Origin of the sequence: Kribbella sp. NBC_00889 (genome assembly GCF_045207705.1) — a bacterium.
Taxonomy (GTDB): Bacteria; Actinomycetota; Actinomycetes; order Propionibacteriales; family Kribbellaceae; genus Kribbella.
Genome location: NZ_CP108783.1, coordinates 3,543,295 through 3,565,986, shown reverse-complemented (window position 1 = coordinate 3,565,986; position 22,692 = coordinate 3,543,295). Strand labels below are relative to the sequence as shown.

Genomic DNA, 22,692 nt, shown 5'->3' with positions numbered 1-22,692 from the left:
CAGCCGCTTCCCTCCGAGTTGTGGTTTCGAACAGGGCTAGTTTCCGAAGAGGGCGCGGAGCTGTTGTACGCCGCTCGCCGGATCGGTCAGGTGGAGCCGCAGTACCGGACGGCCGCGCTCGGCGAGCACGTTCGCGTCACCGGCCGCCTGGGCCGAGATCAGCGTGCCGAAGGTGAACGGCCGGTCGGGGATCTCCACGTCGGTCGGGTGCGCACCGGTGATCTGCAGGAACACGCCCTCCGGGTGGCCGCCCTTGTGGTACTGGCCGGTGGAGTGCAGGAACCGCGGACCCCAGCCGAAGGTCACCGGACGGCCCGTCCGGGTCGCCAGCGCCGGGCGTACCGAGGCCAGATCGGCGTCGCGCTCGGAGTCGAGGTAGGCCATGACGGCCAGGTACCCCTTCGCGTCGAGCTTGCCCAGCAGCGCGTCGACCGCACCCTGCAGCGAGTCCACGCCGTCCAGCAGCCCCTCGGAACCACGGACCTCGACGGAACCTTCGGTGAAGGCCGCCGCCTCCGGCTCGGGCTGTGCGTCGAGCAGGCCGCGGGCCGCCTTCTTCGCGCTCTCCACGTCCGGCTGGTCGAACGGGTTGATCGCGAGCAGGTAGCCGGCCACCGCCGTGGCCACCTCCCACAGCAGGAACTGACCGCCGAGCGAGCCCGAGGTCAGCGCCGTCGGCACACCACTCGCGGCCTTCTCGGCCAGCAGTGCGTTGGTGAGGTCGGCAGCCTCGCTCCGCAGCTCAGGAGCACCGACCTCGACCGCGACCGGCAGCACGCCGGTGCCGTTCTTGCCGGTGCTCTCGGCGATCAACTGCTCCGCCCAGTCCGGGAAGCCGACGATGTCCGAGCCCTCGGCCGTGATGATCGCCTTGTCCCGCCCCGCGCTGGCGGCGAGTACGGCGCCCAGCCACAGCGCCGGGTTGTCGGTCGAGTCGGCCTGCAGCTCCGGAGCGGCCTCGGCTGCCTGGTCCAGCAGTTCGGCGATGTCCGCGCCGGCCAGACCGGACGGAACCAGCCCGAAGGCGGTCAGCGCGCTGTAGCGACCGCCGATGTTCGGGTCGGCGAGGAACGTCTTGCGGTAGCCCTCGTCGGCCGACAGCTTCTCGAACGGCGAACCCGGGTCGGTCACCACGACGACCCGTGACGCGGCGTCGATGCCCGCGTCGGTGAACGCCTTGACGAACGTCCGCCGGTGGCTGTCGGTCTCCACCGTGCCACCGGACTTGCTCGACACCACGATGACCGTCTTCGACAGGTCGCCGCCCAGCGCCCGCGCGACCACGCTCGGATCGGTCGAGTCCAGTACGACGAGCTCCACGCCGGCGGTCCGGGTGATCACCTCGGGGGCCAGCGACGAGCCGCCCATGCCGGACAGCACGACCCGGTCCAGACTCTCGGACCGGAAGTCCGCCTGCAAGGCCTCGATCTCGGCCAGCAGCGGCCGGGAGGTCTCGTGCAGGTCGACCCAGCCGAGCCGGATCGAGGCCTCGGGCTCGGCCTCCGGCCCCCAGATCGTCGCGTCCTTCGCCGCGATCCGGGATGCGATCTTCTCCGACACCAGCCGGTCGACGACCTCGGCCCAGTCGCCGTTCTGCGTGCTCACCTTCGGTACGGTCACTTGGCAGCACCCTTCAGGGCCGCGGTGACGGTGTCCTGCAGGTCCGACCACGACGCGTCGAACTTGGCCACGCCCTCGTCCTCGAGCACCTGCACGACCTCGTCGTAGGAGATGCCCAGCCGCTCCAGGTCCGCGATCACCTTGCGGTCGGCGTCGTACTCGCCGCGGACCGTGTCACCGGCGAACTCGCTGTGCTCCTCGACCGCCTTGATGGTTGCCTCTGGCATCGTGTTGACGACGCCGCTGGTGACCAGGTTGTCGACGTACAGGGTGGGGGAGTACGACGGGTCCTTGGTGCCGGTCGACGCCCACAACGGGCGCTGCGGCTTGGCGCCGGCGGTCTCGATCTCGCGCCAGCGGTCGGTGTCGAAGATCGCCTCGTACGCCTCGAACGCGAGCCGGGCGTTGGCGATCGCGGCCTTGCCCTTCAGCGCCTTGGCCTGGTCCGTGCCGATCGCGTCCAGCCGCTTGTCCACCTCGGTGTCCACCCGGCTGACGAAGAACGACGCGACGCTGGCCAGCTTGGTCACGTCGTGACCGTTCTCGATCGCCTGCTCCAGGCCGGACAGGAACGCGTCCGCGACCGCCTTGTAGCGGTCCAGCGAGAAGATCAGCGTCACGTTCACGCTGATCCCGGCGGCCAGCGTCGCGGTGATCGCGGGCAGGCCCTCCTTGGTGGCCGGGATCTTCACGAACACGTTCTCCCGGCCGACGGCCTCCCACAGCTCCTTGGCCTGCCGGTTCGTCTTCTCGGTGTCGCGGGCCAGGCTCGGCTCCACCTCGATCGAGACCCGGCCGTCCTGGCCCTCGGTGTCGTCGTACACGGGCTTGAACAGGTCGGCGGCGTCGCGGACGTCGTCGGTGGTGATGACCCGGATCGCCTCGTCGGTGGAGACGCCCTCGGCGGCCAGCCGGGAGATCTTCTCGGCGTACGCGTCGGCGTCGGAGATCGCCTTGGCGAAGATGGTCGGGTTCGTCGTCACGCCGACCACGTGCTTGTCCTGGATCAGGTCGGCCAGGCTTCCGCTGGTCAGCCGCTCCCGGGAGAGGTCGTCGAGCCAGATGGACACACCCGCGTCGGCGAGTGCTTTCAAGCGATCGTTCATGTCCGGAGCCTTCCGAATGTTCTGTTGTGTGAGTGTCAGTTGGCGTCGGCGGGTCCGACCGGGCCGGCCGCGGCTCGCTTGGGCGGCACACCCGGGCCGCTGATCTGCGCGGCCGCGGCGATGCTGTCCTTGGCGGCCTGGACGACGGCGCCGGCGGTGATGCCGAACTCGTCGTACAGGGTCTGGTAGGCGGCCGAGGCGCCGTAGTGCTCGAGGCTGACGCTGCGGCCGGCGTCGCCGACGATGTCGTGCCAGCTCTGCGCGATGCCCGCCTCGACCGAGACCCGGGCGCGGACGCCGGCCGGGATGACGGACTCGCGGTACGCGTCGTCCTGCTCGTCGAACCACTCGCGGGAGACCATCGAGACGACTCGGGCCTTGACGCCCTCGCCCGCCAGCGTCTCGCGGGCCTCGACGGCCAGCTGCAGCTCAGAGCCGGTGGCGATCAGTACGACGTCCGGCGTGCCGTCGGTGTCGAGCAGCGTGTAGCCGCCCTTCTTGACGTTCTCAGTGGTGGCGTAGCCGTCGGTGCCACGCGGGAACGTCGGCACGTTCTGCCGGGTCAGCGCCAGGCCGGCCGGGCGGTCGGTGTGCTCCAGGATCGCGGCCCACGCGGCGGTGGTCTCGTTCGCGTCACCCGGACGTACGACGTCCAGGCCCGGAATCGCGCGCAGCGCCGACAGGTGCTCGACGGGCTGGTGGGTCGGGCCGTCCTCGCCGAGGCCGATGGAGTCGTGCGTCCACACGTAAGTGACCGGCAGCTTCATCAGCGCCGCCAGTCGGACCGCCGGGCGCATGTAGTCGCTGAAGACGAGGAACGTGCCGCCGTACGGGCGGGTCAGGCCGTGCAGGGTGATGCCGTTCAGCACCGAGCCCATGGCGTGCTCGCGGATGCCGAAGTGCAGGACGCGGCCGTACTCGTCGCCCTGGAACTCCTTGGTGGAGTACTCCGGCGGGATGAAGGACGGCTGGCCCTTCGGGGTGGTGTTGTTCGAGCCGGCCAGGTCGGCCGAACCACCCCAGAGTTCGGGCAGCTCCGGCGACAGCTTCGTCAGCACCTCACCGGACGCGGCGCGGGTGGCGACGCCCTTGGCGTCGGCCTCCCAGCTCGGCAGCGCGTCCTTCCAGCCGGACGGCAGCTCGCGCTTCGACAGCCGGTCGAGCAGCGCGGCACGCTCCGGGTTCGCCGACCGCCAGGCGTCGTACCTGACGTCCCAGTCGTCCTGGAGGGCCTTGCCGCGCTCGAGCGCCTGGCGGGTGTGCGCGATCACGTCGTCGGCGACCTGGAAGCTCTGCTCCGGGTCCCAGCCCAGCACCTTCTTGGTCGCGGCGACCTCGTCGGCGCCGAGGGCGGAGCCGTGGATCTTGCCGGTGTTCTGCTTGTTCGGGGCCGGCCAGCCGATGATCGTGTGCAGCCGGATGAAGCTCGGCTTGTCGGTCACCGCCTCGGCCGCCTGGATGGCGTCGTACAGGGCCTGGACGTTCTCCTCGTAGCCCGTGCCGCCGTTCGTCCAGTCGACGTCCTGGACGTGCCAGCCGTACGCCGCATAGCGCGCCGCCACGTCCTCGGAGAACGCGATGTCGGTGTCGTCCTCGATCGAGATCTTGTTCGCGTCGTAGATGACCGTCAGGTTGCCGAGCTTCTGGTGCCCGGCCAGCGAGGACGCCTCACCCGAGACGCCTTCCTCCAGGTCGCCGTCCGACGCGATCACGTAGATGTGGTGGTCGAACAGACCCTCGCCCTTCGGGGCGTCCGGGTCGAGCAGGCCGCGCTCGCGGCGGGCCGCCATCGCCATCCCGACCGCGTTGCCGACGCCCTGGCCGAGCGGGCCGGTGGTCGTCTCGACACCCTTGGTGTGCGCGTACTCCGGGTGGCCCGGGGTCTTGCTGCCCCAGGTCCGCAGCGCCTTCAGATCGTCCAGTTCGAGGCCGAAGCCGGCCAGGTAGAGCTGGATGTACAGGGTGAGGCTGGAGTGGCCGGCCGACAGCACGAACCGGTCCCGGCCGGCCCAGTGCGCGTCCGCCGGGTTGTGCCGCATCACCTTCTGGAACAGCAGGTACGCCGCCGGCGCCAGGCTCATCGCCGTACCGGGATGGCCGTTGCCGACCTTCTCCACCGCGTCCATCGCGAGCACCCGTACGGTGTCGACCGCGCGCTGGTCGAGGTCGGTCCATTCAAGCTTCGGGCTGGTCTTCTCCGTCACGCCGGCGGCGCTCCTCTCGATGGCTGCGTCAGGTCTTCCGGTCAGCGTCGAAGGGGATCGCGACCGGCCCCACCGGCCGGTTCGATCGCGCCCCCGCGCGTCACCGTGAGCGAGCCTACTCGCCCTGACCTTTCCTGCCTTCCACTGATCCGCAACCTGGTTCGTGGCGTCATTGTTCCCGGGGCGTTCCGGACGTCCGCGACATCACACCGGGACCCATTTCACGTCATCGGAATCACATCCGGATGAACACCGCCCCACACTTGTTCGTCGGACTCACCCGGGGGGTGAACGAACCCTCCTACGGGGCGTCGTAGACTGTCGAACCGTCAGCGCCGGAGCTCCGGCGTCAACCCACTCAGTTCGAGGTGTTCGTGACGGCCGTCGACCCGCGTCCAGCCGCGACGACGTCGTACCCGACGCCGCAGCCGGACGGTACTGCTGTTCTCAGTCCGTCGGTGCGCGACGTGGTGAAGGCGTACGTCGGTCTGACCAAGCCACGCATCATCGAGCTGCTGCTGATCACCACCGTGCCGGTGATGTTCCTGGCCGCCGGGGGAGTGCCCGGCCTCCAGGTCGTCGCCGCCACCCTGGTCGGCGGCATCCTGGCGGCCGGCAGCGCGAACACGATCAACTGTGTGCTCGACCGCGACATCGACGAGCAGATGCGCCGGACCCGCCGCCGCCCGCTGCCCCGGCACGCGGTCAGCCCGCGGTCGGCGACGATCTTCGGCATCGTGCTCGGCATCCTGGCCACCCTCGAGCTCGGCCTGCTGGTCAACTGGCTGTCGTCGGGGCTGGCCCTGGCCGCGAACGCGTTCTACGTCTTCGGCTACACGATGGTGCTGAAGCGCCGGACCGTGCAGAACATCGTCTGGGGCGGGATCGCGGGTTGCTTCCCGACGCTGATCGGCTGGACCGCGGTGACCAACGAGCTGGCCTGGACCCCGGTCGTGCTGTTCGGCGTGGTGTTCTTCTGGACGCCGCCGCACACCTGGTCGCTGGCGATGCGCTACCGCGAGGACTACGCGTCGGTCGACGTACCGATGCTGCCCGTCGTCGCCACTCCGGTCGCCACGGCCCGGCAGATCATGGCGTACTCCGTGGTCATGGTGATCACCTCGATCGCGCTGTGGCCCGTCGCGGGCACCGGTTTCGTCTACCCGCTGGCCGCGATCGTGCTCGGTTTCCTGTTCCTGCGCGAGGCTCGCGCGTTGTTGCTCCGGGCCCACACCGGCGCCGACGGAGCCGCGCTGCGGCCGATGCGGCTCTTCCACTTCTCGAACATCTACCTGGCCCTGCTGTTCATTGCCGCGGCCATCGATCCGCTCCTGCACTGAGCGTCGCCCCGCGGGCGCGGGGAGTTCTCCGGTTGACCTAATCGTGATCCGATGTTGCGATGTGGGGGTCTGCGGGGGGATCCGCACCTGGGGAGGCGTGACTTCAGGGGGTTTCGCAGTGGGGGTAAGAACACGCATTGCCGCAGTGGCGGCACTCGCCTTGGCCGGTTCCGTCCTGGTGGCAGGACAAGCCGACGCCGGTGGGCATTCCAGCAGTTTGAAGCCGGTGGCAACGGGTCTCGACGGCCCGCGCGGCGTCTCGACGTTCGGCAAGAAGGTCATCTACAGCGTCACGGACGGTTCGGTCTACGCGACCGACGGCAAGAAGACCTGGAAGCTCGGCCAGGTCCCGGGTGGGTTCGCACCGGCGATCGACACCAACAAATGGGGTGTCACGTATGCCCTGACCGGCGGTGGCGGACCCGAGGGCGCGATCCCGCCGGGTGGCGCGACGCTGTTCCGGCTCCGGCCGGGCAGGTCACCGGTGGCGGTGGCCGACATCGCGAAGTACCAGGCCAAGGACCCGGATCCGTACAACCAGGACGATCCGCCGACGGAGACCAACCCGTTCGGCGTCGCGGCCCTGAAGGACGGCACGGTGCTGGTAGCGGATGCCGCCGGCAACGACCTGCTCCGGGTCTGGCCGAACGGCAAGATCAAGACCGTCGCGCGGTTGAAGCCACGCACGGTCAAGGTTCCCGCCGGTCTCGGGCCGGACGCGCCACCCGCCGGGACGCCGTGGGTGGCCGAGGCTGTCGCCACGTCGGTGACGGTGGGATCGGACGGCTACTGGTACGTCGGTGAGCTGCGTGGCTTCCCGGCGACTCCGGGGACGTCGCAGATCTGGCGGATCAAGCCGGGCTCGGTGGGCGCGGTGTGCGATCCGGCCAAGCCGTACAAGGGCAAGTGCCAGCGGTATGCCGACGGTTACACGTCGATCGTCGACCTGGCCGGTGGCCCGCGTGGCACGCTCGCCGTCGTTCAGCTCGCCAGGGACAGCTGGCTGAAGTTCGAGATGGGCGGCTCGACCATCGGTTCGCTGTACCTGCAGTACCCGGGCAAGCACCACAAGGCCGGGTACAAGAAGGAACTGGTCCGCGGACAGCTCAACCTGCCGGGCGGCGCCGCGTTCAGCAAGTGGGGCGACCTGTACGTCGCAAGCCCGGTCTTCGGTCCTGGTGCGGTCTACAAGGTCCGTCACTGACAGTCGGTCGTAGTGCTCCTTCCGGTGGGACCGCCTAGGTCTCACCGGAAGGTGCCTGAACCTCGAATTCCCGGGTCGCTGTGCGCAGGCGGTCGAGGACGACATTCACGGCGGGGTGTCGCTCTCCGCCGTGGCGCGTGATGGCAAAGATGTGACGGCTGATCGGCCGCGCGAGCGGTCTCAAGACCACCCCCGGCGGAATGTTCCGGGCGCCCAGCACGGGCAGCAGAGTCACACCAGCTCCGGCGGCGATCAGTGCAAGCACCGCTGCGTATTCTCCGGTCTGCGCGACAAGCTGAGGCACGAAACCCGATGCTCCGCAGGCGCGTTGCAGCATCTGGTGACACGAGGTGTCGGAGGGAACCGACAGCCAGGCGTGGTCACTGAGAGCGGCAAGATCGACCGTCTCTCCGCCGAGGGCCACCGGGTCGGCCTCGGGCAGCGCGACGACCACCGGATCGGTCAACAGCTCATGGCGCTCGCACGTCGGCGGGACCGTGAACGGCAACAGGTCATAAGAGTGCGCCACCGCGATCTCGACCTCGCCGCGGGAGAGAGCGGGCAGGCTCTCCTCCGGTTCCATGCCCACCAGCCGTAGCTTCAGCCGGCCGCCCTCCGCGTCGAGCGTGCGCCAGGCCGATGCGACAAAAGTTGCCGCGGCCGAGGCGAAAGCGCCGATCCGCACCGTTCCCGCGACCTCGGAACGAAGCGCCAGCAGGTCCGACTCGGCTGCCGCCAGCTGGTCGAGCAGTACGTCGGTGTGCGCGACGAGCACCCGGCCCGCCTCGGTGAGAGTCAAGCGGCGCCCCTGTCGCTGCAACAGACGAACGCCGGCCTCGCGCTCCAGTGTCGCGAGCTGCTGGGAAACCGCCGGGCCTGTCAGATGGAGCGCCTCGGCCGCCGCGCTGACCGTCCCGTACCCGGCCAGAGCGTGTAGCAGCCGGAGTCGCCGAAGATCCAACACAATAGCTCAGCTTATAGATTCTCAAAGGATTCGTAAATAGACGTTTTCGATCCAGCTCGGCAGACTGTTCTCTGCCGAGCCTGAGCCGCCCGGCATCCGTCAGCGAGTGGGAGGCAGACCCGATGTCGAGCGAACGACGTCCGGCCACCGGGGTCGACCAGGTGATGGATCGATTCGTGGCGGACTTCGTCGCCCTCGACCCGATCGCGGCGACCGGAGCCGGCATCACTGGGCACCAGACCGGCCTTCCGGATCTGTCGCCCGACGGCAAAGCCGAGATCTCGGCCCTGCGATCGCGGACGCTGACCGCGTTGGCGGCTGCCGTACCTGTCGACTCGGAGCGTGCCTGGCTGTTGCTGCGCGACGAGGTGCGTGCCAGGGAAGGAAGTGGGTTCGAGCTCAAGTCCTTCCACCGCCGCGCGCTCGATCTCGGGAGCGTCGGTCTCGACGTGCTGAGGTCCGCCGTACTCGGTGAGTTCGAAGGGGGTTCACGGTGAAGGCGGCAGTCATCGGTGCGAGCGGCTACATCGGTACGGCGGTCGCCGAGCGCTTGACGGGTGCCGGCTACGAGGTCGTTGCGGTGTCTCGGCGCGGGACCGTCGCGGACTACCCGACCGTGCCGGGCGACCTCACCCGCCCAGAGACACTGCGCTCGGCGCTCGCCGCCGTCCGACCGGACGTCGTCGTACACGCCGGCAATCCCAGCGGCGACCTCGACGTCGACCTGGCGTCCACCGCCGCGCTCCTCGATCACGGTGTTCCGCTCATCTACATCAGCGGCATCTGGTGGTTGGGCGCGGTGGGCGAGACGCCGTTCACCGAGGATCCACCGGGCGGCGACACGCCGCGTGCACAGATCGAACGGGCCGTCCTCGCCGCGGCCGGCCGGGTCCGCACCGTCGTGATCCGGCCCGGGGTCGTGTACGGACGTGGCGGTGGCATTCCCGCTGAGATGGTCGGGTGGGCACGCAAGTACGGCGTCGGCCGCTACGTGGGCGCCCCCGGAACTCGCTGGCCGACGGTGCAGGTCGACGATCTCGCAGACCTGGTTCTGCTGGCGATCGACCAAGCCCGATCAGGTGCTGTTCTGCACGGAGTACGCGATGAGGCCGTCGAGGTCAGCGCGATCGCGGCCGCCGCGGACCTGGCGGCCGGCGGGACCGGGCGAGCCGAAGCCTGGCCGGTCGCGTCCGCGGCCGAGGAGTTGGGTGAGCAGTACGCCCGCTGGCTGGCGCTGGACCAAGCGATCAGCAGCACACGGACTCGGGCCGAGCTCGGCTGGCGACCGAGCCGCCCGGCGATCGTCGAGGATCTCACCAGCGGGTCCTACGTTCGGCGATGAGCGCAGGGTCCTAGGTTGCGGGTGTGCCGCGTTCGCCGTAGACCGCGGTGACGAGTGCGATCAGCAGGCCGGCGAAGAACATGTGCACCAGGACCAGGCCCCACGGGAGGCCGGTGAAGTACTGCGTGAAGCCGACGGCGCCCTGCAGGAATTCCATCGCGAGCAGCCAGGCGGCCAGCTTCCGCAAGGTCCGTGACGTCGCGGTCACCCGGGTCGCGATCACCAGCGCGATCGAGATCCCGAGCAGTCCGAACACGACATCCGCGTGCAGCTGACTGATCAGTTCCTCGTTGAACCCGTTCCGCCCGGTGTCCGGGTCGCCCGAGTGCGGGCCGGCGCCGGTCACCAAGGTGCCGAGAGCAACGGTCAGCCAGACCGCCACCACACAGGCGGTCGCGAGCGCCCGGACCACCGGGGGAGTGTGCGGGTAGGGGCTGGTCCGGGACCGCCGCACCATCGACACCGTCAGAGTGATGATCACCGGTGAGACCAGGAAGTGCGCCGAGACGATCCACGGATTCAGTCCGGTCAGCACGCTGATGCCGCCGATCACAGCCTGCAGCGGTACGCCGAGCGCGGCCGCGGTCGCGAGCCGGCGCAGGTCCCGGCGGATCGGGCGGTACCGCATCACCACGAGCCAGGTGCAGATCGCGACGACCGCGACCACGAAGCCGAGCATCCGGTTGCCGAACTCGATCGCGCCGTGGATGCCGAGGGCGGCGTGCGGCACGTACGACTCGTCGGTGCACTGCGGCCAGGTCGGGCAGCCGAGACCGGAGCCGGTCAGCCGGACCAGTCCGCCGGTCACCACGATGCCGATGTTCGCCACCACCGACGCCCAGCCCCAGCGCCGGACGACATCCAGGCTCGGCTCGGGTACCAGCCGCCAGAAGGCGTTGACTGGTTCGGTCTCTTGCGGCGGGGTCTCCGTGCTCATCACCGGCACACTCTAGAGAAAGGTCTGCTCAGTCCCAGCGGAAGGTCCTGGACACCAGGTATCCGAGCACCCCGGCCCATAGCGCGAGGGACAGTGCGGCGGCCCACGGGATCACACCCTCGATGGTCGAGTTCGCCAGCCCGTTGGCCAGCGCGGCGCTCGGCAGCAGCCGGACGACACCCTGCATGCCGGCCGGGTACTCGTCGACCGGTGTCATCACCGCACCGCCGACCAGCAACAGCAGATAGAGCAGGTTGGCCGCGGCCAGGGTGGCCTCGGCCCGGAGTACGCCGGCCATCAGCAGTCCGAGGGACGCGAAGGCCGCCGTACCGCACAGGACCATCAGGATCACCCCGAACACGGCGTCGAAACCGCCGGCCGGGTCCCACCCGAGGGCGAAGCCGGTCCCGATCAGGATGGCGAGCTGGATCACCTGCACGACCAGGACAGCGCCGATCTTCCCGGCCAGCAGTCCGGTCCGGGACAGGGGAGAGGCGCCGAGCCGCTTGATCACGCCGTACCGACGCTCGAAGCCGGTCGCGATCGCGAGCGAGGTGAAGGACGAGGACAGTACGGCGAGCGCGAGCACCCGCGGTACGGCGTCGTCGATCGCCCGCCCGTCGCCGAGCGGCAACCGGTCGCCGAGTCCGGTGCCACCCAGAAGCAAGAGGATCCCGAGTGGGATGACGAGCGCCAGCAGCAACTGCTCGCCGTTGCGGATCAGGAGCCGGAACTCCATCCGTGAGTGCGCAAGCACCTTCCGCGGCCACGGCGCACTTCCCGGCCGGGGCGCATAGGTGCTCATGAGTGCTCCCGCTTGGGTGGTGCCGTCAACGCGAGGTAGACGTCCTCCAGGGACTTCGCACCGTGCTCGGTCAGCGCGTCCGGAGTGCCGGATGCGATCACCTTGCCCGCGGACACCACGTGGACCTGGTCCGACAACTGCTCGGCCTCGTCCATCCCGTGCGTGGTGAGTACGACGGTCACGCCGTCGTCGCGCAGGTCGCGGATCAGCTGCCAGATCTCCCGTCGGCCGTGCGGATCGAGCCCGGTCGTCGGCTCGTCGAGGAACGCGACCTCCGGCCGCCCGACGATCGCCAGCGCGAACGACAGCCGCTGCTTCTGCCCGCCGGACAGCCGCCGGTACGGCGTCCGGCCGCAGCTACCCAGGTCGAGGCGCTCGACCAGGGCCGGGATCTCCAGCGGGTGCGAGTGCAGGGTGGCGACGTACTTCAGCATCTCGACGGCGCGGACGCCGGACCAGGCGCCGCCCTCCTGGAGCATCACGCCGATCCGCGGCATCAATTCGTCGTGGTCCGCGATCGGGTCCAGCCCGAGCACCCGGACCCGCCCGGACTCGGGCCGCCGGAACCCCTCACAGCTCTCCACGGTGGTGGTCTTGCCGGCGCCGTTGGGGCCGAGCACCGACGTCACCGTGCCGACGGTTACGGTGAGACTGAGACCGTCGACCGCGGCCTTCTCGCCGTACCGCACGACGAGGTTGTCGATCTCCACCGCGACTGGCACGGATGAAGTCTAGGACCGGGCTGCCCGGCCTTCGGCCCGGGTCGGGAGCGGAGCCGAGCAGCGTGACGCTGGTCACGATCGACTCCCGGGCCCCGCGTACGCGCGGGACGCGGTTAGGGGAGCCTTATTTGAAGGCCTCCGGGAATTACGCGACACTGATGTTGTGAAAACTCCTGCGACTACCGGAACCGCGCCCACCGGCGCGGTTGTGGCGCGGGACGAGTCCACCCGGGACCGGGTCGCACGCTCGATCCTGACCAACGGTCCGTCCAGCGCCGCGGTGCTCGCCGAGCGCCTCGAGCTGACGCCGGCGGCGGTTCGCCGGCATCTCGACCACCTGCTCGAGGACGGCCTGGTCGAGTCCCGCGAGGAGCGCGTCTACGGCCCGCGTGGCCGCGGCCGCCCCGCGAAGGTCTTCGTGCTGACCGACACCGGCCGGCACGCGTTCCACCAGGCGTACGACGACCTGGCGGCCACCGCGCTGAAGTTCATCGCCGAGGCCGGCGGTGACGAGGCGGTCGCGGAGTTCGCCCGCGGCCGGGTCGCCGAGGTGGAGCAGCGGTACCGGGAGCTGATCGACGCCGCCCCCGAGAGCGACAAGGCGGAGGCACTCGCGCGGGCCCTGACCACGGACGGGTACGCCGCGTCCACGGCGAAGGCCGCGCACGGCGAGCAGCTCTGCCAGCACCACTGCCCGGTCGCGCACGTGGCCGAGCAGTTCCCCCAGTTGTGCGAGGCCGAGACCGAGGTGTTCTCCCGGTTGCTCGGCCGGCACGTCCAGAGACTGGCCACCATCGCCCACGGCGACGGTGTCTGCACCACACATATTCCCGGACACGTCCCGGCCCCCCAGGTCGTGCCCGGTCCTGCCCCTGTATCCGACGGCGAATCTGCGAGGACTGCACGATGACGCAAACCGCTCACCCCGAACTGGAAGGCCTCGGCAACTACCAGTACGGCTGGGCCGACTCCGACGCCGCCGGCGCGGTCGCACAGCGCGGCCTGTCCGCCGACGTGGTGCGGGGCATCTCCACCCTCAAGAACGAGCCGGAGTGGATGCTCGACCTGCGCCTGAAGGGCCTGAAACTCTTCGACCGCAAGCCGATGCCGTCGTGGGGTGCGGATCTGTCCGGGATCGACTTCGACAACATCAAGTACTTCGTCCGGTCGACCGAGAAGCAGGCGTCCAGCTGGGAAGAGCTGCCCGAGGACATCAAGAACACCTACGACAAGCTCGGCATCCCGGAGGCGGAGAAACAGCGCCTGGTCGCCGGCGTCGCGGCGCAGTACGAGTCCGAGGTCGTCTACCACCAGATCCGCGAGGACCTGGAGGCCCAGGGCGTCCTCTTCCTGGACACCGACACCGGGCTGCGCGAGCACCCGGAGATCTTCCAGGAGTACTTCGGCTCGGTCATCCCGGTCGGCGACAACAAGTTCGCCTCGCTGAACACGGCGGTCTGGTCCGGCGGCTCGTTCATCTACGTGCCCAAGGGCGTCAAGGTGGACATCCCGCTGCAGGCCTACTTCCGGATCAACACCGAGAACATGGGCCAGTTCGAGCGGACCCTGATCATCGTCGACGAGGACGCCTACGTGCACTACGTCGAGGGCTGTACGGCGCCGATCTACAAGTCGGACTCGCTGCACTCCGCGGTGGTCGAGATCATCGTGAAGAAGGGCGCCCGCTGCCGCTACACGACGATCCAGAACTGGTCGAACAACGTCTACAACCTGGTCACCAAGCGCGCCACCTGCGAAGAGGGCGCCACGATGGAGTGGATCGACGGCAACATCGGCTCCAAGGTGACGATGAAGTACCCGGCCGTCTACCTGATGGGCGAGCACGCCAAGGGCGAGACCCTGTCGGTCGCGTTCGCGGGCGAGGGCCAGCACCAGGACGCCGGGTCGAAGATGGTCCACAACGCGCCGTACACCTCCAGCTCGATCGTGTCGAAGTCGGTGGCCCGCGGTGGCGGCCGGACGTCGTACCGGGGCCTGGTCGAGGTGGCGCCGGGGTCGCACCACAGCAAGTCCACGGTGCGCTGTGACGCGCTGCTGGTCGACACCATCAGCCGTTCGGACACCTACCCGTACGTCGACGTCCGCGAGGACGACGTGGCGATGGGACACGAGGCGACCGTGTCCAAGGTCAGCGACGACCAGCTCTTCTACCTGATGAGCCGGGGCATGGCCGAGGACGAGGCGATGGCGATGATCGTCCGCGGCTTCATCGAGCCGATCGCCCGCGAGCTCCCGATGGAGTACGCGCTGGAACTGAACCGCTTGATCGAGCTGCAGATGGAAGGGGCCGTCGGCTGATGTCCGCCGCTGAAACCCTGGTCGCCACCGGCAACCGGGCGCACTCCCACGGGCCGGGTTCCCCGGTCCCGCTCCAGGCCCGGAGCGAGCGGCCGACGTCGTACGACGTCGCCGACTTCCCGGTGCCGAACGGGCGCGAGGAGGAGTGGCGCTTCACCCCGGTCAAGGCGCTCAAGGCGCTGTTCGCCGACGAGGCCGGCACCGAGACCCCCAAGGTCGACGCGTCCGGTCCCGACGGTGTGGTGTTCGAGACCGTCGCCGCGGACTCGCTGAAGGTCGGTACGCCGCAGGACCGCTCCGCGGCCATCGCCTGGAACCAGGCGGGCGAGGCGCTGGCGGTGCGGATCCCGGTCGAGGCCGAGCTGACCGAGGCGGTGCACGTGAACGTCGCGAGCCTCGGTGCCCGCGGCTTCAGCCACCTGATCGTGGACGCCGGCCGGCACAGCCGCGCGATCGTGATCATCGATCACACCGGCGCGGGTGAGCTCGGCAGCAACGTCGAGATCGTCGTCGGCGACGGCGCCGAGCTGCGCGTGGTCAGCATCCAGCAGGGCGATCACGAGTCGATCCACCTCGGCCAGCACGACGCGCTGATCGGGCGGGACGCGAAGCTCCACCACGTCGTCGTCACCCTCGGCGGCAAGGTCGTCCGGATCGCCACGAACGTCCGGTACGCCGGGCCTGGCGGCGACGCGGAGCTCCTCGGTGTGTACTTCGCCGAGTCGGGCCAGCACCACGAGAACCGGCTGTTCGTCGATCACGAGGCCACCAACTGCAAGAGCAACGTGCTCTACAAGGGCGCGCTGGCCGGTGACAAGGCCCGCTCGGTGTGGATCGGCGACGTGCTGATCCGGGCCGCGGCCGAGGGCACCGACACGTTCGAGCTGAACCGCAACCTGGTCCTGACCGACGGCGCCCGCGCCGACTCGGTCCCGAACCTGGAGATCGAGACCGGTGAGATCGAGGGCGCCGGGCACGCATCCGCGACCGGCCGGTTCGACGACGAGCAGCTGTTCTACCTGCAGGCCCGCGGCATCCCCGAGGACGAGGCCCGGCGGCTGGTGGTGTCCGGCTTCTTCAACGACATCATCGCCAAGATCGGCGTTCCCGAGGTCACCGAGCACCTGCACGACGTGATCGAGCAGAAGCTGGCGCGGGCCGCGGAGTTGAGCGCATCGGCCAAGGCAGTTGTCGGGCAGTGAGCGACAGCTTCGAGCGCGCCTGCGCTGCCGCCGACGTACCGGATGAGGGAGTCATCCCGGTCGAGGTCGGCGGCGTGGAGGTCGCGGTCGTGAAGAGCGAGGGGCAGTACTTCGCGGTGCGGGACGAGTGCTCGCACGCGCAGATCCAGCTGTCCGAGGGTGACGTCGGCGAGTGCCAGATCGAGTGCTGGCTGCACGGATCCCGCTTCGACCTGCGCACCGGCGAGCCGACCAGCCTGCCCGCGTACGACCCGGTACCGATCTACCCGGTCCGGCTGGACGGCGACGACCTGCTCGTCGACGTCAAGAACCCCCTGAATCAGGCATCCCTGTAAAGCGACGGAGATAGAAGATCCTCATGGCGACACTCGAGATCCGCGACCTGCACGTGTCGGTCGACACCGAGAACGGCCCGAAGCAGATCCTGCGCGGCGTCGACCTGACCATCGCCGGCGGTCAGACGCACGCGATCATGGGCCCGAACGGTTCCGGCAAGTCGACGCTGGCGTACTCGATCGCCGGCCACCCGAAGTACAAGATCACCAGCGGCACGGTCACGCTCGACGGCGAGGACGTGCTGGCCATGGCCGTCGACGAGCGGGCCCGGGCCGGCCTGTTCCTGGCGATGCAGTACCCGGTCGAGGTGCCGGGTGTGTCGGTGGCGAACTTCCTGCGCACTGCGAAGACCGCGATCGACGGCGAGGCGCCGAAGCTGCGGACCTGGGTCAAGGACGTCAACAAGGCGCTCGGTGATCTCGAGATGGACCCGGACTTCGGCACCCGCAACGTGAACGAGGGCTTCTCCGGTGGTGAGAAGAAGCGGCACGAGATCGTCCAGCTGGAGCTGCTGAACCCGAAGATCGCGATCCTCGACGAGACCGACTCCGGCCTCGACATCGACGCGCTGAAGGTCGTCTCCACCGGCGTCAACCGGTTCGCGGAGCAGGGCGACAAGGGCATCCTGCTGATCACCCACTACACCCGGATCCTGCGCTACATCACGCCGGACTTCGTGCACGTGTTCGTCGACGGCCGGGTCGCCGAGGAAGGCGGACCGGAGCTGGCCGAAGAGCTCGAGGCCAACGGGTACGAGCGGTTCCTCAAGGCAGGCGCGAAGTGACTGACGCCCGGACCACATTCAGCAGTCCGCTGGACCTCCAGTCGGTCCGGGCGGACTTCCCGATCCTGTCGCGCGAGCTCGCCGGCGGGTTGCCGCTGGTCTACCTGGACTCGGCGAACTCCTCGCAGAAGCCCCGCCAGGTGGTGCAGGCGATGGAGGACCACTACCTGAAGCACAACGCGAACGTCGCCCGCGCCATGCACCAGCTCGGTGCCGAAGCGACCGCGGCATACGAAGGTGCCCGGGACAAGATCGCGGACTTCATCGGCGCGCCCGACCGCAACGAGATCGTGTTCACGAAGAACATCTCCGAGGCGCTGAACCTGGTGGCGCACACGGCCGGCGGCTCGCTGAAGCCGGGTGACGAGGTGGTCATCTCCGAGATGGAGCACCACTCGAACATCGTGCCGTGGCAGATGGTCTGTGAGCGGACCGGGGCGACGCTGAAGTGGTTCGGCGTGACCGACGACGGCCGGCTGGACCTGAGCAACGCCGACGAGCTGATCAACGAGCGCACCAAGATCGTCTCGCTCACCTGGGTGTCGAACGCACTCGGCACCATCAACCCGATCAAGGAGCTCGCCGCCAAGGCGCACGCGGTCGGCGCTCTGATGGTGGTGGACGCCGCGCAGGCAGTGCCCCAGCTGCCGGTGAACGTGGCGGAGCTCGGTGCCGACCTGGTCGGCTTCACCGGGCACAAGGTGGTCGGGCCGACCGGGGTCGGTGTGCTCTGGGGCCGGTACGACCTGCTCGCCTCGCTGCCGCCGTTCCTTGGTGGCGGTGAGATGATCGAGGTCGTGCGGATGACGGGTTCGACATACGCCCCGCCGCCGGCCCGGTTCGAGGCCGGTACGCCGCCGATCGCACAGGCCGTCGGGCTCGGTGCGGCCGTCGACTACCTGTCCGGGATCGGGATGGACAAGATCGCGGCGCACGAGCACGCGATCGTGGAGTACGCGCTCGAAGGGCTGAAGACGGTGCCGGGGCTGACGATCCTCGGTCCGACCGAGGCCAAGGACCACGGTGGCGCGATCAGTTTCGAGCTGGACGGCGTGCACCCGCACGACGTGGCGACCGTGCTGGACACCCGCGGGATCGCGGTACGGGCCGGGCACCACTGTGCGCGGCCGGTGCACGAGCGGTTCGGCGTACAGTCCTCGACGCGGGCGTCGTTCTACCTCTACACGACGCCGGAGGAGATCGAGGCGCTGGTCGACGGCCTCGGGTTCGTCCGTTCTTTCTTCAAGGTGGCCTGACGTCTCATGCAGCTTGACTCGCTGTACCAGGAGATCATCCTGGATCACTACCGCAGCCCGCACCACGCGGGGCTGGCGGATCCGTACGACGTGGAAGTGCACCACGTGAACCCGTCCTGCGGGGACGAGGTGACGCTGCGCGTGGAGCTGGACGGCGACACCGTCACCGGCGTCACGCACGAGAGCGTCGGCTGCTCGATCAGTCAGGCCGCGACCTCGGTGATGTCCGATCTGGTGATCGGCAAGCCGGTCGCCGACGGGATGGCGACGTACGAGAAGTTCCTCGAGCTGATGCAGGGCCGGGGGAATGTCGAGCCGGACGAAGAGGTTCTGGAGGACGGCGTCGCGTTCGCGGGCGTCGCGCAGTTCCCGGCCCGGGTGAAGTGTGCGCTGCTGGGCTGGTCGGCCTGGCGGGACGCGACCGCCCGGGCGCTGGCGCAGAACGAGTCCCAGGACGCCGCACAGCAAGAAGGAGTGAGCAATGCCTGACCAGACCGACGAGAAGATCGAGCTGCCCGAGGTCGACCTGCAGGCGGCGGCGCAGGCGTCCCAGGCATCACAGCCCGGCACCAGCCCGGCCGCGGTCGAGGACGTGACCGAGGCGCTCAAGGATGTCGTCGACCCCGAGCTCGGCATCAACGTGGTCGACCTGGGCCTGATCTACGGGATCACCGTGGACGACACCAGTACGGCGATCATCGACATGACGCTGACGTCGGCGGCCTGCCCGCTGACCGACGTGATCGAGGACCAGACCCGGATGGCGCTGGACGGCCTGGTCAACGACTTCCGGATCAACTGGGTCTGGATGCCGCCGTGGGGCCCGGAGAAGATCACCGACGACGGCCGCGACCAGCTGCGGGCGCTCGGCTTCAACGTGTGACCCGAACGGTGTCGGTGGCACCGGAGCGGCTGGACAGGTGGCTGGCCGGCTTCGGTGACCGCCACGGCGCAGTGACGTACGACGTGACGCCGACGCTCTTCACTGCCTCCGCGTCGGACGGTTCCGTCGCCGTCGTCGAGGTGCCGTTCGCACCACTGGAGGAGTTGTCGAAAGACGGGCTCCTCGCTCATGTGCTGCGCGAGTGGCGCCTGGGTGTGCTGCTTGTCCGGCGCGGTGGCTACGGCGCCGGAGTGTTTGCCGGGGGCAAGCTTGTCGACTCCAAGGTCGGATCACGCCACGTGCAGGGGACGACCAAAGCGGGTGGCTGGTCGCAGCAGCGGTATGCGCGGCGGCGGGACAACCAGGCCCGGGAGGCGTTCGCCGCCGCGACCGAGGTTGCGGTGCGGATCCTCGGGTCAGCCCGGCTGGAAGCGCTCGTGTGCGGAGGAGACCGCCGGGCGGTCGACACGGTGCTGGAGGATCCGCGACTGAAGGACCTGGCCGGACTCGTGCGGCCGCCGTTCCTCGGCGTACCCGATCCGAAACAGAGGGTCCTCGAGCAGGCCGGCGCCGACGCCCGGGCGATCCGGATCGAGCTGACCGACCCTCCGGACGATTCGCGCTGAGGCGTGAACGTCCTCCCATGTGGGCATACTCAGGTCCTCGCGGCCATCGCACAGGGGAGGACAGCGGTTGAACTCGGAACTGCAGTTCTGGCGTGCCATGGCCGGCTATGCGCTGGCGAGGGCCCGCGCCCAGCGTGCCCGCAGGGCCTGGACCCAGTTCGGCGCGTCCTCGCTCGAATGGGCGATCATCTCGGCCATCCTGGTCGCCGCCGCGCTGGCGGTCGGCCTGATCGTCCGCCGCGTCGTCGACAAACGCTCCGGCGCCGACTGACCCCCTCCCATCTGACCCTCTCCCCATCTGGCTGGCTGACCATCCAGGTTGTGGGTTTGCCACCGGTGTGCGGGTGGCAAACCCACACTTTCGCTGGTCAGCCAGCCAGATGGGGATCGGTGGGGCAGGCTGGGGTCAGAGCGGGTTGGCTGACCAGGTGTCGCAGGCGTTCATGTCGCCGGAGTCCATCCCGGCCTTGAACCACCGCATCCGCTGCTCGGCGGTGCCGTGGCTGAAGCTCTCCGGGGTCACCTGACCCTGGGTCTTCTGCTGGATCCGGTCGTCACCGACGGCGGCTGCCGCGTCCAGGCCGCGGGCGATGTCGTCCTCGGTCAGGCCGCTGATGAACGTGTCGCCGTCCTTGTCGGGCACGGTCGTCGCGTGGTTGGTCCAGATCCCGGCCAGGCAGTCGGCCTGCAGCTCGGACCGGACCGAGTCCGACGTCGGGCCGTTGCGGGTCTTGATCCGGCCGAGGATGCCGTACAGGTTCTGGATGTGGTGGCCGTACTCGTGGGCCACGACGTACGCCTCGGCGAAGTTGCCGCCCTTCGCGCCCAGTTCGGACTGGAGCGTCTGGAAGAACCCGAGGTCCAGGTAGACCCGCTTGTCCGGCGGGCAGTAGAACGGCCCGACCGCGCTGGTCGCCGGTCCGCAGCCGGTGTTGACCGAGCCGTCGAAGACCCGCATCGGCGCCCGGGTGTACTTCTTGCCCCGGCGCGGCAGTTCCGCGGCCCAGAAGCCCTCGATCGAGTTCTGGTAGAACACGAACCGGCAGTCGGGGTTGTCCTGCAGATCGGTGCCCTTCTTGCACGAGTCCAGATTGCCGGCCGCGGTGTTGCGGACGCTCGGCTCCTGGCTGCCGCCGTCGCCGCCCGGCAGACCGCCGTTCAGCAGCAGAATGACGACCAGCAGGATGATGCCGCCGATGCCACCGCCCACCGGGATCATCCCGCCGGGCAGCCCGCCGCCGCCTCCGCCGCTCCCACGGGTGTCCTCGACCCCACTGGTGTCGAGATCCGCGTCCGGGTTGAATTTCACAGCACATAGACTAGTCCCGAGAGCGGGGGCCTTTGGCGTGTCGTGACGCTGCGCCGCCGACCCGCTACCGCCCGCCCCCTGCCTTGACTCCCGACCCTGAGGACGCCTGCCACCGCGATGATCACTGTCTCCAACCTCGAGGTCCGCGTCGGTGCCAGGCAGTTGCTCGCGCCCGCCTCGTTCCGGGTCGGGCCCGGCGACAAGGTGGGTCTGGTCGGGCGCAACGGCGCCGGCAAGACCACGCTGACCAAGATCCTGGCCGGTGAGGGTCTGCCGGCCAGCGGCTCGGTGTCCACCTCCGGTGAGATCGGCTACCTCCCGCAGGACCCGCGGACCGGGGATCTGGAGATCCTGGCCCGGGACCGGATCCTGTCCGCCCGCGGCCTGGACGACGTCGTACGCCGGTTACGCAGCGCGGAGAAGTCGATGGCCAGCGCAGACGAGAAGACCCGCGCGAAGGGGATGCGGCGCTACGAGCGGGCCGAGGCCGACCTGCACGCGGCCGGCGGGTACGCCGCCGAGTCGGAGGCGGCCCGGATCGCGGCGAACCTCGGGCTGCCGGATCGGGTGCTGGGGCAACCCCTGGGCACACTGTCAGGCGGTCAGCGCCGACGGGTGGAGCTGGCCCGGATCCTGTTCGCCCAGGCGGAGACGCTGCTGCTGGACGAGCCGACCAACCACCTCGACGCCGACTCGATCGTCTGGCTGCGCGACTTCCTCAAGTCGTACCCCGGCGGCGTGATCATGATCAGCCACGACGTGAACCTGCTCGAGGAGACCGTCACCCGGGTGTTCCACCTGGACGCGAACCGGGCCGAGATCGACGTCTACAACGTCGGCTGGAAGGCGTACCTGACGCAGCGCGAGGCCGACGAGCGGCGGCGCAAGCGCGAGCGGGCGAACGCGGAGAAGAAGGCGACCCAGCTGGTCGACCAGGCGAACAAGATGCGCGCCAAGGCGACCAAGGCGACCGCGGCCCAGCAGATGCTGCGGCGGGCCGAGCAGTTGATGTCCTCGCTCGAGGACGAGCGCAAGACCGACCGCGTGGCCAAGATCGCCTTCCCGACGCCGGCGCCGTGCGGCAAGACGCCGTTGATGGCGCGCGAACTGTCGAAGTCGTACGGCTCACTGGAGATCTTCACCGACGTCGACCTCGCGATCGACCGCGGCTCGCGGGTCGTGGTGCTGGGCCTGAACGGCGCCGGCAAGACGACGCTGCTGCGGGTGCTGTCCGGGCTGGAGAAGTCGGACACCGGCGAGGTGATCGACGGGCACGGGCTCAAGCTCGGGTACTACGCGCAGGAGCACGAGACGCTCGACGTGAACCGGACCGTGCTGGAGAACATGAAGTCCGCAGCCCCGGATCTGAACGAGACGCAGGCGCGCAGCGTGCTCGGCTCGTTCCTGTTCACCGGCGACGACGCGGACAAGCCGGCCCGGGTGCTGTCCGGTGGTGAGAAGACCCGACTCGCCCTGGCGACACTGGTGGTCTCGGCCGCGAACGTGCTGCTGCTCGACGAGCCGACCAACAACCTGGACCCCGCCTCGCGTGCCGAGGTGCTGAACGCGATCCGGTCGTACGCCGGTGCGATCGTGCTGGTCACCCACGACGAGGGCGCGGTCGAGGCTCTCGAACCAGAGCGCGTCCTCCTGCTCCCGGACGGCGTCGAAGACCTGTGGACCAACGACTACGCCGACCTGGTGTCGCTCGCCTAAGTTAATCGCGAGTAATG

At 69.3% G+C, this 22,692-nt stretch carries 23 protein-coding genes; 15 read left to right on the top strand and 8 right to left on the bottom strand.

What is annotated here, in order from left to right:
- Positions 1 to 36 precede the first annotated feature (36 nt).
- Genes OG817_RS17380 through tkt form a run of 3 tightly spaced genes read right to left on the bottom strand, consistent with a single transcriptional unit; the run spans position 37 to position 4,930 of the window.
- Positions 37 to 1,620 carry a glucose-6-phosphate isomerase gene (locus OG817_RS17380; protein ID WP_406055898.1) on the bottom strand — a complete coding sequence of 528 codons (1,584 nt, stop codon included), beginning with the start codon at positions 1,618 to 1,620 and terminating at the stop codon, positions 37 to 39.
- Positions 1,617 to 2,726, bottom strand: a complete 1,110-nt coding sequence (gene tal, locus OG817_RS17375; protein WP_406055896.1) for a transaldolase — start codon at positions 2,724 to 2,726, stop codon at positions 1,617 to 1,619. Before tal ends, OG817_RS17380 begins: the two co-directional genes overlap by 4 nt.
- Positions 2,727 to 2,761: 35 nt before the next feature.
- Positions 2,762 to 4,930, bottom strand: coding sequence for a transketolase (tkt, locus tag OG817_RS17370; protein ID WP_406055894.1), 2,169 nt, complete (start codon positions 4,928 to 4,930; stop codon positions 2,762 to 2,764).
- A 374-nt stretch (positions 4,931 to 5,304) separates the two neighbouring features.
- On the opposite strand from tkt, the gene OG817_RS17365 reads away from it, so the two are divergent.
- Both OG817_RS17365 and OG817_RS17360 read left to right on the top strand, forming a co-directional pair.
- The gene (locus OG817_RS17365; RefSeq protein WP_396390012.1) at positions 5,305 to 6,270 is read left to right on the top strand and encodes a heme o synthase; all 966 of its coding nucleotides are present in this window, start codon (positions 5,305 to 5,307) and stop codon (positions 6,268 to 6,270) included.
- A gap of 226 nt (positions 6,271 to 6,496) precedes the next feature.
- Positions 6,497 to 7,474, top strand: a complete 978-nt coding sequence (locus OG817_RS17360; protein ID WP_406055892.1) for a ScyD/ScyE family protein — start codon at positions 6,497 to 6,499, stop codon at positions 7,472 to 7,474.
- Between the two features lie 34 nt (positions 7,475 to 7,508).
- On the opposite strand, the gene OG817_RS17355 is transcribed toward OG817_RS17360, so the two are convergent.
- The gene (locus OG817_RS17355; protein WP_406055890.1) at positions 7,509 to 8,438 is read right to left on the bottom strand and encodes a LysR family transcriptional regulator; all 930 of its coding nucleotides are present in this window, start codon (positions 8,436 to 8,438) and stop codon (positions 7,509 to 7,511) included.
- Positions 8,439 to 8,560: 122 nt separating this feature from the next.
- Between OG817_RS17355 and OG817_RS17350 the strand changes: the two genes are divergently transcribed.
- Positions 8,561 to 8,935, top strand: coding sequence for a DUF885 family protein (locus OG817_RS17350; protein WP_406055888.1), 375 nt, complete (start codon positions 8,561 to 8,563; stop codon positions 8,933 to 8,935).
- Positions 8,932 to 9,780 (top strand): NAD-dependent epimerase/dehydratase family protein, encoded by an 849-nt coding sequence (locus tag OG817_RS17345; protein WP_406055886.1) that lies wholly within the window; start codon positions 8,932 to 8,934, stop codon positions 9,778 to 9,780. Before OG817_RS17350 ends, OG817_RS17345 begins: the two co-directional genes overlap by 4 nt.
- A gap of 10 nt (positions 9,781 to 9,790) precedes the next feature.
- Here OG817_RS17345 and OG817_RS17340 read toward each other — a convergent pair whose 3' ends face one another.
- From OG817_RS17340 to OG817_RS17330, 3 genes are read right to left on the bottom strand one after another with little or no spacing between them, the layout of a single operon-like run.
- Positions 9,791 to 10,717: a COX15/CtaA family protein gene (locus OG817_RS17340; protein WP_406055884.1), complete on the bottom strand. Its 927-nt coding sequence runs from the start codon at positions 10,715 to 10,717 to the stop codon at positions 9,791 to 9,793.
- Between the two features lie 28 nt (positions 10,718 to 10,745).
- Entirely contained in the window at positions 10,746 to 11,522 is a 777-nt protein-coding gene (locus OG817_RS17335) for an ABC transporter permease (protein ID WP_406055882.1), read from the bottom strand.
- Positions 11,519 to 12,244, bottom strand: a complete 726-nt coding sequence (locus OG817_RS17330; protein WP_396390020.1) for an ABC transporter ATP-binding protein — start codon at positions 12,242 to 12,244, stop codon at positions 11,519 to 11,521. Before OG817_RS17330 ends, OG817_RS17335 begins: the two co-directional genes overlap by 4 nt.
- A gap of 163 nt (positions 12,245 to 12,407) precedes the next feature.
- Between OG817_RS17330 and OG817_RS17325 the strand changes: the two genes are divergently transcribed.
- The 10 genes from OG817_RS17325 to OG817_RS17280 all read left to right on the top strand — a co-directional run bounded on the left by OG817_RS17325 (position 12,408) and on the right by OG817_RS17280 (position 19,921).
- Positions 12,408 to 13,154, top strand: a complete 747-nt coding sequence (locus tag OG817_RS17325; RefSeq protein WP_406055880.1) for a helix-turn-helix transcriptional regulator — start codon at positions 12,408 to 12,410, stop codon at positions 13,152 to 13,154.
- Positions 13,151 to 14,563 (top strand): Fe-S cluster assembly protein SufB, encoded by a 1,413-nt coding sequence (sufB, locus tag OG817_RS17320; RefSeq protein ID WP_396390023.1) that lies wholly within the window; start codon positions 13,151 to 13,153, stop codon positions 14,561 to 14,563. Before OG817_RS17325 ends, sufB begins: the two co-directional genes overlap by 4 nt.
- Positions 14,563 to 15,765: a Fe-S cluster assembly protein SufD gene (gene sufD, locus OG817_RS17315; protein ID WP_406055878.1), complete on the top strand. Its 1,203-nt coding sequence runs from the start codon at positions 14,563 to 14,565 to the stop codon at positions 15,763 to 15,765. The genes sufB and sufD overlap by 1 nt, the downstream gene beginning before the upstream one ends.
- Positions 15,762 to 16,100, top strand: coding sequence for a non-heme iron oxygenase ferredoxin subunit (locus tag OG817_RS17310; protein ID WP_396390026.1), 339 nt, complete (start codon positions 15,762 to 15,764; stop codon positions 16,098 to 16,100). Before sufD ends, OG817_RS17310 begins: the two co-directional genes overlap by 4 nt.
- Before the next feature lie 23 nt (positions 16,101 to 16,123).
- The gene (gene sufC, locus OG817_RS17305) at positions 16,124 to 16,885 is read left to right on the top strand and encodes a Fe-S cluster assembly ATPase SufC (protein WP_393384706.1); all 762 of its coding nucleotides are present in this window, start codon (positions 16,124 to 16,126) and stop codon (positions 16,883 to 16,885) included.
- The gene (locus tag OG817_RS17300; protein ID WP_406055876.1) at positions 16,882 to 18,141 is read left to right on the top strand and encodes a cysteine desulfurase; all 1,260 of its coding nucleotides are present in this window, start codon (positions 16,882 to 16,884) and stop codon (positions 18,139 to 18,141) included. The genes sufC and OG817_RS17300 overlap by 4 nt, the downstream gene beginning before the upstream one ends.
- A gap of 6 nt (positions 18,142 to 18,147) precedes the next feature.
- Positions 18,148 to 18,630, top strand: a complete 483-nt coding sequence (gene sufU / locus OG817_RS17295; protein ID WP_406055874.1) for a Fe-S cluster assembly sulfur transfer protein SufU — start codon at positions 18,148 to 18,150, stop codon at positions 18,628 to 18,630.
- Positions 18,623 to 19,024, top strand: a complete 402-nt coding sequence (locus OG817_RS17290; protein WP_360439300.1) for a metal-sulfur cluster assembly factor — start codon at positions 18,623 to 18,625, stop codon at positions 19,022 to 19,024. The genes sufU and OG817_RS17290 overlap by 8 nt, the downstream gene beginning before the upstream one ends.
- A complete protein-coding gene (locus tag OG817_RS17285) occupies positions 19,021 to 19,650 on the top strand; it encodes an acVLRF1 family peptidyl-tRNA hydrolase (protein WP_406055872.1) in 630 nt (209 codons plus the stop codon). Before OG817_RS17290 ends, OG817_RS17285 begins: the two co-directional genes overlap by 4 nt.
- Before the next feature lie 67 nt (positions 19,651 to 19,717).
- Entirely contained in the window at positions 19,718 to 19,921 is a 204-nt protein-coding gene (locus tag OG817_RS17280) for a hypothetical protein (RefSeq protein ID WP_406055870.1), read from the top strand.
- A gap of 135 nt (positions 19,922 to 20,056) precedes the next feature.
- On the opposite strand, the gene OG817_RS17275 is transcribed toward OG817_RS17280, so the two are convergent.
- A complete protein-coding gene (locus OG817_RS17275) occupies positions 20,057 to 20,959 on the bottom strand; it encodes a neutral zinc metallopeptidase (RefSeq protein ID WP_406055868.1) in 903 nt (300 codons plus the stop codon).
- A 117-nt stretch (positions 20,960 to 21,076) separates the two neighbouring features.
- Here OG817_RS17275 and abc-f point away from each other — a divergent pair, with 117 nt between their 5' ends.
- Positions 21,077 to 22,675 (top strand): ribosomal protection-like ABC-F family protein, encoded by a 1,599-nt coding sequence (gene abc-f / locus OG817_RS17270; RefSeq protein ID WP_360439288.1) that lies wholly within the window; start codon positions 21,077 to 21,079, stop codon positions 22,673 to 22,675.
- Positions 22,676 to 22,692: the final 17 nt, after the last annotated feature.